The organism is uncultured Algibacter sp. (assembly GCF_905480415.1).
Lineage (GTDB): Bacteria > Bacteroidota > Bacteroidia > Flavobacteriales > Flavobacteriaceae > Algibacter_B.
Genome location: NZ_CAJQQI010000167.1, coordinates 1 through 13,694, shown reverse-complemented (window position 1 = coordinate 13,694; position 13,694 = coordinate 1). Strand labels below are relative to the sequence as shown.

The window sequence follows — 13,694 nt, the reverse complement described above, 5'->3', positions numbered from 1 at the left end:
TCATTTAAAAGAATTAAAATCATTATATCCAATTTCCACAGAAGTGAAAAAAGGTTTAGAAGATCTTAAAACTAGAGACTATTCAGAATCAGATCATTACATCGCCAGAAATATATCTTGTTTAATAAAACTCTCTTGGACAGAGGATGAAGTTCGTGAAAGAGCCAATAAAATGAGCCAAATAATTAGAGAAACCGTCTAAAAGATAAAAATGTATAGGTTTTGTATAGGTTTGTATTTCATCATTAAGGATGATTAAAAAGTATATTTGTTAAATAATATAACTTACATTTTATGAATAACAAATTTACCATACCCCTTACTGCATTTTTATTAGTTTTTCAATTATCGTTTTCTCAACAAATGCCAATAGATTTTTCTGATGGTTCAGATAATTTTAGTTTTTGGGGTGGAAGTACATTTGCAACTGTCCCATCCCCATCAGACTCAAATAATAATGTAGGACAGTTTAATCGTTCAAATTCTCCTTCAGAACAAGGGCATTACATAGATTTAACAAGACCTATTGACTTAGATGTCGAAAATACCATAACATTAATGTTTTACGCGTTTGATCCTAATTCGCATACAATAATATTAAAGTTAGAGAATGGAGGAAATCCAAATATTGAATTAGGAGCAACTGTGTCCTCTCGGAATAGTTGGACTGAATTAACTTACGATTTTTCAACTATTGGTGGTATCGGTAAATATAATAGGATAGCTATTAGAATAGATGATGGAAGTACCACTCCTGGTACTTTTTTAATTGACGACATTGACGATGGTTCTATACCTACAGATCCTAATGAACTTGATGTCGTTTATACCGATTTAGTTTGGGCAGATGAGTTTGATACAAATGGAGCTATTAATTCAACCAATTGGTTTCACCAAACGCAATTACCAGCAGGCGGTAGCTGGTTTAATGGAGAAGAACAACATTATACTAACCGAATAGAAAACTCTTTTGTAGATAACGGATTTTTAAATATTGTTGCCATAAAGGAACCCTTTACAGATCAAGGACGTACGAAGCAATATACTTCTGCAAGGTTAAACTCTAAATTTGCATTTACTTATGGAAGAGTAGATGTTAAAGCAAAATTACCAAGTGGGAATGGGACTTGGCCTGCTATTTGGACTTTAGGAAAAAACATTAGTGAAAGTGGAGCATATTGGCAGACTCAAGGTTTTGGTACAACAGGTTGGCCAGCATGTGGAGAGATTGATATTATGGAGCATGGTTTAGGGGCAGTAAACCATACATCAAGCGCTTTGCATACGCCTTCAAGCTCAGGAGCTACTGTGAATTATCGCTCTCAGCAAATTAGTGATGTTGCAGTAAATTGGCATGTATATTCTGTTAATTGGTCTCCTAATCAAATTACGTTTTTAGTAGATGGTATAGCGTTTTATACTTATAACCCATCAACTAAAAATTCTAGTACATGGCCATTTTCAAAAGACCAATACATTTTGTTAAACATTGCTATGGGTGGTATTGCAGGCACTATAGATTCAGGATTTACACAAAGCCCTATGGTTATTGATTATGTAAGAATCTATCAAAATAATACCTTAAACACCAAAGATTTACTAGCAAATTCATTTAAAGTGTATCCTAATCCTGCGAGCTCAGAAATTAATATACAGACTGATTTAAATATTGATAAGTTAGAACTTTATGATTTTTTAGGGAAGTCCATTCTAAAAGAAACAAATTCTACTAAATCAATAAAGTTAAATAACCTAAAACCTGGAATGTATTTGTTAAATATATATTCTGATGATTTTAGAACAGTAAAGAAGATAATAGTCAAATAATGCTGCATATCTTAAATCGAACAAAAAAACTCAGAATTTAATTATATTCTGAGTTTTTTTAATTTATAGATGTTCTGAATTTAATATTTAACGTACTCAACAATTTCTAAACCGTAACCAATTAATCCAACACGCTTAGTTTGTTCTGTGTTTGAAATCAATTTGAGTTTATGAATATTTAAATCATGTAGAATTTGGGCTCCAATACCAAAATCTCTATTATCCATATTAATTCTAGGTGCTCTGGCTACTTTATTAGATGTTTGATGTTCCTTTAAAAAAGACAGTCTACTCAAAATGTTCATAGATTGCGATTCTTGATTGATAAATAATATAGCACCTTTACCAGCGTCATCTATTACTTTAAACATATCGTCCAATTGCTTATCTGCATTATTGGTAAGTGTACCTAAAACGTCATTATTAAATAACGTAGAATTAATTCTTGTAAGGACCTCTTCATCATCTTTCCATTGGCCTTTAGTTAAAGCAATATGCACTTGTTTATTTGTAGTTTGCTTGTAGGCTCTTAATCTAAAACTTCCAAAGCGTGTTTCGATTTGAAAATCTTCTTTTTTCTCAATTAAAGAATCGTGTTGCATTCTATATGCTACTAAATCTTCTATGGATACAATTTTTAAATCAAGCTTTTTTGCTACTTTAAAAAGCTGAGGTAAACGCGCCATAGTTCCATCTTCATTCATGATTTCTACAATCACTCCGGCAGGTTGTAATCCAGCTAATCTTGCAAAATCAATAGCAGCCTCGGTATGTCCCGTGCGTCGTAAAACACCACCCTCTTTTGCAACTAATGGAAAAATATGACCAGGTCTTGCTAAATCGAAGGGTTTTGTGTCGTTATTGATTAAAGCTTGTACTGTTTTCGCTCTATCGCTTGCTGAAATACCTGTGGTAACACCGTTTCCTCTTAAATCTACCGACACAGTAAAGGCCGTTTCCAAAGGGTCAGTGTTATTACGAACCATCATGTTTAGTTCTAATTCTTTACATCTATTCTCAGTTAATGGTGCACAAATAAGCCCTCTACCATGAGTTGCCATAAAGTTTATCATTTCTGGAGTTACCTTATCGGCAGCAGCTAAAAAATCACCTTCATTTTCACGGTTTTCATCATCAACGACAATAATGATTTTTCCGTTTCTAATGTCGTCAATAGCTTCGTGTATCGTATTAAGCTTAAACTCTTGTTTTACTTTTTGTGTCATAGTATGCGCCATCATAGTACAAAGATATGGCTTATTTTAAAGATTCTAAACAATTTACTTTTAAGTCGCCTTTCATTTTCTCATTCAAAAATAGATGACTAATGAAATAAAAAGGAAGCCCAATTATTAAACGTAATATATTGGGTTTTTTATGGTTTTTGTTGATATGATTATAAAACTGAAACATATTAATAATCGATTTGAGATAGTAAATAATGAATAATACTAATGCAACAAAACTTAGTTGTATTGAAGGGGTTGCTACAGATGGTAACTTATTATTTTTAAGAACAAAGAATAAGACTAACAATATCAAACTAATTGTATAGAGAACTATAGCAAATTTTGAATGTTCATTATAGTTCTTTTTTATAGCCTCGGAAGTGTCATAAGTTTCACTGATATGTACACCATTATTTCTGAGTTCATCAGTTTGTACTCCTCTTGAATTTAGAAGTTGTATAGCGTGATATCTTATGTCTTCTTGATGACCAAGTGTATCATAATTATTGATAACATCTAGCAGTTCATCATTTTCATGATCCAATAAAAATTTATAATCGATACTATTTTTTTCTTTGATTTTTAAAGCCTTCTTTAAAGGTTCTAAAACATTTCCAAATTCAAATAAACCTCTATCTGCAGTAGCTCTTTTAGTTAAGAAAAGCCCTAGAGGAAACATGACTAAAGTTGAAAACCAAGGCGCTATTATTGGGTTAAAACCTCCGTTTTTTGCGCTATTTGTTGCGAAAATTCCAATGAAATGATAGGTTAGAAACAGAAGAATGGCGATTACCATAGGTAAACCTAAACCACCTTTGCGAATTAAAGCACCTAGCGGAGCGCCAACAAAAAACAATATAACACAAGCAAAACCTAAAGCAAATTTCTCATGTAGTGAAATAACATGTCTGTTAAGCCATGCCCTTGAGTTTTTCATCGTATTGTCTTTGGAGACAATAAGTTGTTTTGAGCTAGTCATCGATTTAAGGGTTAAATCAACCATTTCAATGCTCCTTTTTGTGTTAAAAAGTTCCAAAACGGGTCCTGTATAGCTAGAGTCAGTAGCTGTTTTGTATGCTAATTGCTTCTTGTCAAGACCAGATCTTAATTGTAAAGTTTTAGAAAAGGTTTCATGTTCGTTATTATATTTAATAACTAGTGAATCAATGGTCTTGTTCAAACCACCAATGTCCAACATATTGTATTTATTAGTTTGAGACTGCTCGTCAAAATCAACATTATTAATTTTTGATAAATCAATATTTATGATTTTTGTTTCGAAAGTACTTTTTGCAAATGGTTTTCTATTCCTAGCTTTTCTATCTTTAGGCAGGAAATCGCTATAGTAATGACCATCACTTAAAATAAGTTTTAAAACATTAGAATCTTCATCACTAGCAAGCTCTCCAGTTTTAGATTTGATAACTGTGGCGTTAGTTCTACCATCATTTCCTTTTAAATGAATGGTTACATCTTTTAGAAATTGATCACGATCCCCATATTTCTCTGCGAACTTAATATTGTATGTGCCGACAGAGTTAAATTGTCCTTCTGCGAGTAACATAGCAGGTTTAATTTTCGCGATGTTTCTTCTTAAATTATAAGAATTAAGTTCTGCCCATGGAATGATATTATTTGAAAAGAAAAAGGTTAAAATACCTAAGCCAACAATAAAAACACTAAGACCAGACATGGCACGTTGCAACGAAATACCTGTGGATTTCATGGCGGCAAACTCATAATTTTCGGCAAAATTACCAAACACCATAATAGAAGCTAGAAGGATGGTAAGTGGCAAAACTAGAGGGATAAGTTTAGGCATAAAGTACATCAAAAACTTAATAATCACCATGATATCTAAGTCTTTACCGGCCAACTCTTTTATGTAAAGCCAAATAGTTTGTAAAACAAATATCAGCATGAGTATAACAAACACGCTGAGAAAAGTTTTAAGGTATGTGGTTAGTATGTAACGGTCTAGTATTTTCAAACGTGAACCTAATCTAATTTATTGATGTAATAATCTTTGTATTTATTGGCATCAAAGGTAAATAAGGTTTTTGATAAAGGGGCATTTGTTTTAAAAGAATTAACAACAAGCGTCGTTTTTGTGCCGTTTTTACCAAGTTGAATTAAGTTATAAATATGTTTCGTTTGTGCGTCGATCCCCAATAGAAGATTCTTTATTTCTGAATTAGAATCGATTGGTGTTAATTTTACATATTGAATTTTTCTACCGTTTATGTTTTGTGTTATATCTAAACTATAAGAGTATCCGTCTTCATAAAAAGACAACATTTTACTAGGAGTAATGGCATCATTTTCATCATCATTATCTGATGATATGGTAACTTCTTCATCTTCAGCACTTATAGCGTATAGTGTCTGTCCATCAAATAAACGAGTGACACCAAGAATATTTAATCTGTATTTATCACCTTGCATCACAACATCGCCTTTGGTTTCTTGTTTTATGTTTTCTGAAGTATTTTCCAAAGTGTATTTAAAGTCTAATGAAATATTATCATAACTTTTTACCTTCTCTGAAACTTCATTCAATAAGGTGTTCGCCTTGTTTTGAGCCAAAGCGTTAACAGAAACTGTGATTACAAATAAGATTAAGATTTTTTTCATTTTTCTTGTTAATTATATTTCGTCTTCTAAAAGTTTATCTAAGGCCGTTAAATCTGGAACTAAAACTTGTCTTGCTTTACTACCTTCAAAATTACCAACTATTCCTGCTGCTTCTAACTGATCAATCAATCTGCCAGCTCTATTATAGCCCAATTTTAGCTTTCGTTGTAATAATGATGCCGAACCTTGTTGTGCCGTTACAATAACTATTGCTGCATCTTTAAATAGTTTGTCTCTATCTGAGATGTCTACATCAAGACTTGTGCCACTTTCTTCACCAACATACTCTGGGAGTAAATAAGCATCAGGATACGCTTTTTGAGAACCAATATAATCTGTGATTCTCTCTACTTCAGGTGTGTCTACAAAAGCACATTGTACACGTATTAATTCGTTCCCTTGTGTGTAAAGCATATCACCACGCCCAATAAGTTGGTCGGCTCCAGAGCCATCTAAAATGGTACGCGAATCAATTTTAGAAGTTACTCTAAAAGCTATACGTGCAGGGAAATTTGCTTTTATAATACCAGTAATTACATTCACAGACGGTCTTTGTGTTGCGATAATCAAATGAATACCAATGGCACGTGCTAATTGCGCTAAACGTGCAATAGGAGTTTCAACCTCTTTACCTGCAGTCATAATTAAATCTGCAAACTCATCAACAACCAAAACAATGTATGGTAGGAATTGATGTCCATCATTAGGATTTAATTTTCTAGCTTTAAATTTCGCATTGTATTCAGTTATATTTCTACAAAATGCATTTTTTAGAAGCTCATAACGGTTATCCATTTCAATACAAAGTGAATTTAGTGTATTGATAACCTTTGTATTATCTGTGATTATAGCTTCTTCACTATCTGGAAGTTTTGCTAAATAGTGACGTTCAATCTTATTAAAAAGTGTTAATTCTACCTTTTTTGGGTCAACTAAAACAAATTTTACTTCAGCCGGATGTTTTTTGTAAAGTAATGATGTTAAAACCGCATTTAAACCGACAGATTTTCCTTGGCCAGTAGCACCTGCCATAAGCAAATGTGGCATTTTGGCTAAATCTACTACAAAAGTTTCGTTGCTAATTGTTTTACCCAAAGCAATAGGTAATTGCATTTCTGAGCTTTGAAATTTCTTTGATGAAATCACAGAACGCATCGAAACGATGGTAGCATTTTTGTTGGGCACTTCAATACCAATAGTCCCTTTTCCAGGAATTGGAGCTATAATTCTAATCCCTAAAGCCGAAAGCGATAAGGCTATATCATCTTCTAAATTTTTAATTTTTGAAATACGAACACCAGCATCAGGTACAATTTCATAAAGTGTAACTGTTGGTCCTATAGTCGCCTTTATACTGGCAATACCAATTTTATAATTACTTAAAGTATCAACAATTTTGTTTTTGTTTTCTTCTAATTCCTCTTGATTAATGGTTATACCTTCAGTATCATATTTCTTTAATAAATCAAGTGTGGGGAATTGATATTTTGCGAGTTCTAAAGTCGGGTCAAACTGTCCGAAATCTTCAACTAATTTATTCGCTAGATTGTCTGTTTCCGATATTTCTTCCTTAACAGCTTCAACTTTTATTTCAAGTTCAGGCTCTTCTTCAATTTCTGGTTCAGGTATTTTTACTTCCAAAGGAGCAGATTCTATTTTTGCATTACTAGTCGGTTTAGATTCTGGTTTTTTAGTTTTTAATGAAATTTCATGAGCTGATTTTATAGCTTCAGCTTCATCAGATAAACTGTTGTCAAAGGAGACAATACTATCTTTATTAAATTCTGAAAGGTCATCTTCAAAATCTTTTTTAGCAGACTTAAAAACACGTGTAAAGCTCTCGAAAGTCAACTTAAAACGAATAGCTAAATAGGTTATCAATCCAAATAAAAGTAGGAGTAGAGTCCCTATTTTACCAATGTAATCTTGAAGAAAATTATTGATTTCAAAACCAACAGTACCACCAAGAATATCATTTTTGTTTCCAAAGAATCCTAAAAGAACAGATAGCCAAATGATAATAAAGATGCCCCAAAACCAATGTCTTCTAAGTTTTGATTTGTTGATATTCATTAAAACATAAATACCAGATAAAAAGACTAATCCAGAAAATATAAAGGATGCAACACCAAAACCACGTTGAATAAAAAAATCGCTTAACCACGCACCAGATTTACTAAGCCAGTTTTGAGTTTTAATCTCTCGAGAGGCGAAATCAGCTAATGTACTTTGGTCTGCTTCACCTGTAAATAGGAAGGAAACAAACGCAATAAAAAGCAACAAACCAGTAATCACAAGAAAACTTCCTAATACCAACTTATGTGGGCTAGATAACTTAAAATTTAACGATTTTAATTTTCTTCTAGGTGCTCTTTTAGTTTTGCTTTTGGCCATTAACGTTTGGTTGTTTAAAGATTCATTCTTTAAAATGAGATTGTTATAGAGTGATTGTAGCAATGCAACAAAAATACAAATTACTAACGTTAACGAAACTTTATTTTAAAAAATTGCCAAAGCAATCCGTTTAAAATATTTACTTGAGTTAACCTCTATAAAAATCGAGATTTTTTTAATTAAATTATATATACTCTTGTATTTCAAAAAACCTTTGGCAAGTAAATAATTAGACCAATAATACTTGCAAATAAAGAGGCTATAAAAACAGCCCCTGCAGCAATATCTTTAATTAGACCTATTTTATTATGACGCTCAGGGTGAATAAAGTTGGCCATTTCTTCAATGGCGGTGTTAATCCCTTCGATGCTCATTACCATTCCGATAGCCAAAACTTGAGCAATCCATTCATTTGAAGAAATGTTATAATAAAACCCGGCGAGTGTTACTATAATAGCTATGACGAACTGAATTTTTATACTGGCTTCAGTTTTTAAAAGTAAGTATGCGCCTTTAAAAGCATACCCTACGCTTTTCAATCGGTTTATTATTAATGATTCTTTTTTAGGCATTCTAAAGCGCTTCTAAAGCGGCTTTGTAATTTGGTTCGTCTCCAGTTTCAGAAACTTGTTCCGTATACAGTACTTTTCCAGAGTCGTCAGTAACGATTACCGAACGTGATAATAACCCATCAAAAGCACCATTAATCATAATAACACCATAGTCTTTTCCAAATTTCCCTGTTTTAAAATCAGATAGCATGATGACGTTTTCTAATCCTTCAGCGGCACAAAATTGATCTTGGGCGAATGGTAAATCTCTTGAAACACATAAAACTTTTGTGTTCTCTAATGTACTTGCTTCTGTATTAAATTGTCTTGTAGATGCTGCACATACACCTGTGTTAACGCTAGGAAATATATTTAGTATAAGTTTACTTCCTTCAAAATTTGATAATGTCTTCGTAGATAAATCTGTTGCTACAAGTTCAAAATCCAAAATTTGAGATCCTACTGTTGGTAATTCCCCTGATGTTTTTACAGGGTTTCCACCCAATGTTATGTTTGCCATTTTTTTGTTTTTTATTTGAAAATCTAAAATAGGAATATTTAATAGGTTAATCTCATTAATTATCGATTTTGTTAGAATAACGAAAGATTTTTTTAAGGACATTACATTTGATGAAGCAGTCTAATTATTTTTCTAAGCTATTGAATAAAATTTTATAATAAGTTTTATCAATTTAATTATAATTTTAAAAAATGTATCTCATGTTATTTGAGGTCTTTTAATTCTTAATTTTAGTACATGATAAATGTCTAATAATAATTTACTAAAACGTAAAAACTATAACAATGGATAACAACGGAAAACACAATATGAACGGCGACGCAAGTCAATGTCCGTTTCTAAGTGGAGATCAAAAGAAAACAGCAGGCCGCGGAACGAGTAATAGAGATTGGTGGCCTAATGAATTAAAGCTAAATATTCTTAGGCAGAATGCAACAAAGTCAGATCCTATGGGAGCGGATTTTGATTATGCCAAGGCGTTTAATAGTGTTGATTTTGCTGCGTTGAAACAAGATGTTATCGATTTAATGACAGATTCACAAGATTGGTGGCCAGCAGATTATGGGCATTATGGAGGTTTTATGATTCGTATGGCGTGGCATAGTGCAGGAACTTATAGGGTTGGTGATGGTCGAGGTGGTGCGGCTACTGGAAATCAGCGTTTTGCACCTTTAAATAGCTGGCCTGATAATGGGAATTTGGATAAGGCTCGATTGTTGTTATGGCCGGTAAAAAAGAAATATGGAAATAAAATATCTTGGGCAGATTTAATGATTCTTGCTGGAAACTGTGCTTTGGAATCTATGGGATTTCCGACCTTTGGATTTGCCGGTGGTCGCGAAGATGTCTGGGAGCCAGAACAAGATATTTATTGGGGAAGTGAAACAGGATGGTTAGATAATGACGAGCGTTACGAAACAAGTGATGGTGATTTAGAGGGTCATTTAGGAGCCGTACATATGGGATTGATTTATGTAAACCCTGAGGGTCCTAACGGCGTGCCAGATCCATTAAAATCTGCACACGATATTAAAATTACTTTTGGACGAATGGCTATGAATGATGAAGAAACTGTCGCTTTAGTTGCTGGTGGACATACATTTGGAAAAGCGCATGGTGCAGCTGATCCTGATGAATATGTGGGTCCAGAACCTCACGGAGCGTCAATAGAAGAAATGAGTACAGGTTGGAAAAACACGTTTGGCACAGGAGTTTTAGATGATACGATAACTAGTGGTTTAGAAGGGGCGTGGACACCACATCCAACACGTTGGGATGATGAGTACTTTGATGTTCTATTAAATTATGATTGGGAATTAACTAAGAGTCCTGCTGGTGCATACCAATGGACGCCAACTGCAGCATCAAATGCTCAAATGGCTCCAAAAGCGGGTGATGCTAATGGTAAACAAGCCTTAATGATGTCTACTGCAGATATGGCATTAAAAATGGATCCAACCTATTTAGAAATATCGAAACGTTTTCATAAAGACCATAAATATTTTGAGGATGCTTTTGCTCGTGCTTGGTATAAGTTAACGCATCGTGATATGGGACCAATTAATCGTTATTTAGGACCTGAAGTACCTAAAGAACAATTACTATGGCAAGACCCAATTCCAGCAGTTACTTATAAACTGAGTGATTCAGATATCTCATCGTTAAAACAGATGGTTTTAGGGTCTGGTCTAACAGTTTCTCAATTAGTAACTACAGCTTGGGCTTCTGCATCAACATTTAGAGGTTCAGACAAACGAGGAGGTGCTAACGGAGGTCGCTTGTGTTTAGAGCCACAACGCAGCTGGGAAGTAAATAACCCAGTGGAATTAAATAAAGTTCTTAAGGTTCTAGAAGATATTCAAAATAAATTCGATGGAACTATATCTATGGCAGATTTAATTGTTTTGGCTGGTACAGCTGGTGTCGAAAAAGCTGCTAAAAATGCTGGTCATCATCTGTCTGTTCCGTTTGCCCAAGGTAGAGGAGACGCATCTCAAGAACAAACCGATTTAGAATCATTTGGTTACTTAGAACCTTTAGCTGATGGCTTTAGAAATTATATGAATTCAAAATTAAAAGTTGCTGCTGAAGATGTATTGGTAGATCGTGCAAATTTGTTAACATTATCCATTCCTGAGATGACTGTTTTAGTCGGTGGTTTACGGGCATTGGGAGCAAATTATGATGGTTCTGATTATGGGGTTTTCACAGATAAGCTAGAAAGCTTAACCAATGATTTCTTTTCAAATATTTTAGATTTTACATATACTTGGAGTGCCACGACTAGTGATGATCGTGTTTTTGAAGGACGCGATCGTAAAACAGGAGAAGTGAAGTTTAAAGGTACTCGTGCCGACTTAATTTTTGGTTCTAACACAGAACTTCGTGCCGTTGCTGAAGTTTATGGTGCTAACGATGGACAAGAAAAGTTTGTAAACGATTTTGTTTCAGCTTGGACTAAAGTGATGAACTTAGATCGTTTTGATTTAAAATAAGATTAATATTAAATTAGCAAAAGGGACGCTTTCGAAAGACTCGTCCCTTTTCTTTTGGACAATAAAATCATGAACGAAACGGAGTTATTTTTTAGTGCCATTCAATCTGGTAAAATAGAACATGTTAAAGCCCAACTAGAACGAAACTCAGATTTGGTAAACATGAAAGATGCGAGAGGGTTTACACCTTTAATTTTTGCATCCTATTTTGACAAGAAAGATATTGTTGAAAAGTTACTTGAGTATAATGCAGAAGTAGATGCTACAGATGGTTCTGGAAATACAGCACTTATAGGTGTTGCTTTTAAAGGAAACACAGATTTGGCTGCTCTATTAATTAAAGATGGAGCAGACATAAATGCAAAAAATAATCTTGGAATAACACCGCTAATTTTTGCGTCCATGTATAATCAAACTAAAATGGTTGTGTTATTGCTTAAGCATCAAGCAGATTTATCTATTAAGGATAATGATAAAAAAATGGCCTCTGATTATGCCAAGGAAAAGGGGTTTGAAGTCCTTGTTGCACTTTTGGAATAGTGTTTTAACAACGTCGTTTAACGGCTTGTTACAGGAGCATAGCCGTAAAATGGTGATTCTATTTTTTTTAAAACAGAAAGTTCAAATTTTCAAATTGTTCCAACAAAATCTAAAAAGACTTTTTTATGCAGCTCAAGATCCATATCAGGAGAAAGTGCCACACGGGCTATATAATCTTTATCGCCTTCTTTAGTCGTTCCTTGAGTAGATGTTGCAGGTATGGTCCAATAGCATCCTTTTAACTGCCCATAGCTCACGCAGTACTTGCTTTCATTGGGGATTTTAGTAATCATTAAATGGATTAATTTATGATTTAATGCTCTCTTATAAGATTCCTTTTCTTCAGCGGTATGTCCTTTAGTAGGAAGATCTAATGAAAATACGGAAGGGGTAAAGCCTTGTTTTGCTAATGCTTCTGAAACAAAATTGATTTTAGCTTCTGGTAAAGTTTTATTGATGAAGTTTACAAATTCACGTGTATTCTTATAGGCATCATGAATCCTCTGGTTCATAGAAGGCAATTGTTTGGCTAATAGTTCCATTTGAAGATGAGTAGCTTCGTTATCGCAAAGTATAAGATGTTTTTCTATTTTATCCATCAGCCCTTCCACTTTTTTATTTCCTACACAATAACCAGCGGTACATAGCCCGCCACTTGGAAATTTCGATCCACTAGCATAGGATATGGTCCTAACTGTTGAGAGGATTTCACCTTCACCTAAAAAATGTACATTAGGACAAAATGTTTGATCTAAAATAAATACGGGATTAATAGCAATGTCTCCTTTATTCGTTTTACGTACGGCACTTAAAACCTCTTTTAATTGTATAAGATCCGGTACTTCAACTCTCGGGTTTGTTGGTATTTCAGCGATGATGTATGGGATGGCATTTTCGTATGCAATTTTATTTAAAACGACATCAATACTTTGCACCATATCATGATCACCATCAACAAGTAAATCCACAACTTCAACATTATCAATGCAAGCAGCAATGCGCCTTGCTTGGTCATTTGTGCCACCATAACAATTTGGAGGAACAATAAATTTGATTGGCTTTCCTTTATGATTTTCTAGCGCATCGTGAATTAGGCCCATCATAATGGCATATTGAATAGATAATCCGCTAGAACCAACAAGTGGCTTTGTAGGTGCACCAGTAATAGCCTTAATTGAATCTAAGACCAATGTTTTGTTGGTCTCGCCATTACTGTTCTGAGTATCAAGAGGAGACTTTTCTACCAGGGCCTTTAAAGCGGCAAGACAATTGGCTGGCGTCATTGCAATGGTCTCTCTCCGTCTAACATGTTGAATTTCTGAGACATAACTTTCATTTTGTTCACTATGCACCAATAAAACACTTCCAAGTTTAGTGTAAAGATTGATAACAAAGTCAATATTTGGATTGATATCTGAATGACGAACTTCATCTTGTTGTGAAATAAAAATGGTACTACCATTAAACTCGGAAATGTCTGAAGGGTTCTCAACATGCTTCAAAT

At 33.8% G+C, this 13,694-nt stretch carries 10 protein-coding genes and 1 pseudogene; 4 read left to right on the top strand and 7 right to left on the bottom strand.

What is annotated here, in order from left to right:
• Together QZ260_RS11600 and QZ260_RS11595 are read left to right on the top strand one after the other, a co-directional pair.
• Nucleotides 1-202: pseudogene (locus QZ260_RS11600) on the top strand (L-glutamine--2-deoxy-scyllo-inosose aminotransferase KanB); the annotation flags it as partial.
• 92 nt (nucleotides 203-294) lie between these two features.
• Nucleotides 295-1,827 (top strand): family 16 glycosylhydrolase, encoded by a 1,533-nt coding sequence (locus QZ260_RS11595; RefSeq protein WP_295986410.1) that lies wholly within the window; start codon nucleotides 295-297, stop codon nucleotides 1,825-1,827.
• 80 nt (nucleotides 1,828-1,907) lie between these two features.
• Here QZ260_RS11595 and ribB read toward each other — a convergent pair whose 3' ends face one another.
• From ribB to tpx, 6 genes are all read right to left on the bottom strand, one after another.
• On the bottom strand, nucleotides 1,908-3,068 hold the full coding sequence (gene ribB, locus QZ260_RS11590; protein WP_295986408.1) for a 3,4-dihydroxy-2-butanone-4-phosphate synthase: 1,161 nt from the start codon (nucleotides 3,066-3,068) through the stop codon (nucleotides 1,908-1,910).
• 16 nt (nucleotides 3,069-3,084) lie between these two features.
• A complete protein-coding gene (locus tag QZ260_RS11585; RefSeq protein ID WP_295986405.1) occupies nucleotides 3,085-5,046 on the bottom strand; it encodes an LptF/LptG family permease in 1,962 nt (653 codons plus the stop codon).
• Nucleotides 5,047-5,054: 8 nt separating this feature from the next.
• Nucleotides 5,055-5,690 (bottom strand): outer membrane lipoprotein carrier protein LolA, encoded by a 636-nt coding sequence (locus QZ260_RS11580; RefSeq protein ID WP_295986402.1) that lies wholly within the window; start codon nucleotides 5,688-5,690, stop codon nucleotides 5,055-5,057.
• A gap of 12 nt (nucleotides 5,691-5,702) precedes the next feature.
• Nucleotides 5,703-8,084 (bottom strand): DNA translocase FtsK, encoded by a 2,382-nt coding sequence (locus QZ260_RS11575; protein ID WP_295986398.1) that lies wholly within the window; start codon nucleotides 8,082-8,084, stop codon nucleotides 5,703-5,705.
• A gap of 203 nt (nucleotides 8,085-8,287) precedes the next feature.
• Nucleotides 8,288-8,656: a diacylglycerol kinase family protein gene (locus tag QZ260_RS11570; RefSeq protein ID WP_295986397.1), complete on the bottom strand. Its 369-nt coding sequence runs from the start codon at nucleotides 8,654-8,656 to the stop codon at nucleotides 8,288-8,290.
• 1 nt (nucleotide 8,657) lies between these two features.
• A complete protein-coding gene (tpx, locus tag QZ260_RS11565) occupies nucleotides 8,658-9,155 on the bottom strand; it encodes a thiol peroxidase (protein WP_295986394.1) in 498 nt (165 codons plus the stop codon).
• A gap of 284 nt (nucleotides 9,156-9,439) precedes the next feature.
• Here tpx and katG point away from each other — a divergent pair, with 284 nt between their 5' ends.
• Entirely contained in the window at nucleotides 9,440-11,650 is a 2,211-nt protein-coding gene (gene katG, locus QZ260_RS11560) for a catalase/peroxidase HPI (protein ID WP_295986392.1), read from the top strand.
• A gap of 12 nt (nucleotides 11,651-11,662) precedes the next feature.
• Nucleotides 11,663-12,190, top strand: a complete 528-nt coding sequence (locus tag QZ260_RS11555) for an ankyrin repeat domain-containing protein (protein WP_295986412.1) — start codon at nucleotides 11,663-11,665, stop codon at nucleotides 12,188-12,190.
• Between the two features lie 89 nt (nucleotides 12,191-12,279).
• On the opposite strand, the gene QZ260_RS11550 is transcribed toward QZ260_RS11555, so the two are convergent.
• A partial coding sequence (locus QZ260_RS11550) for a cystathionine beta-synthase (protein WP_295986389.1) occupies nucleotides 12,280-13,694 on the bottom strand: 1,415 nt, incomplete at its 5' end.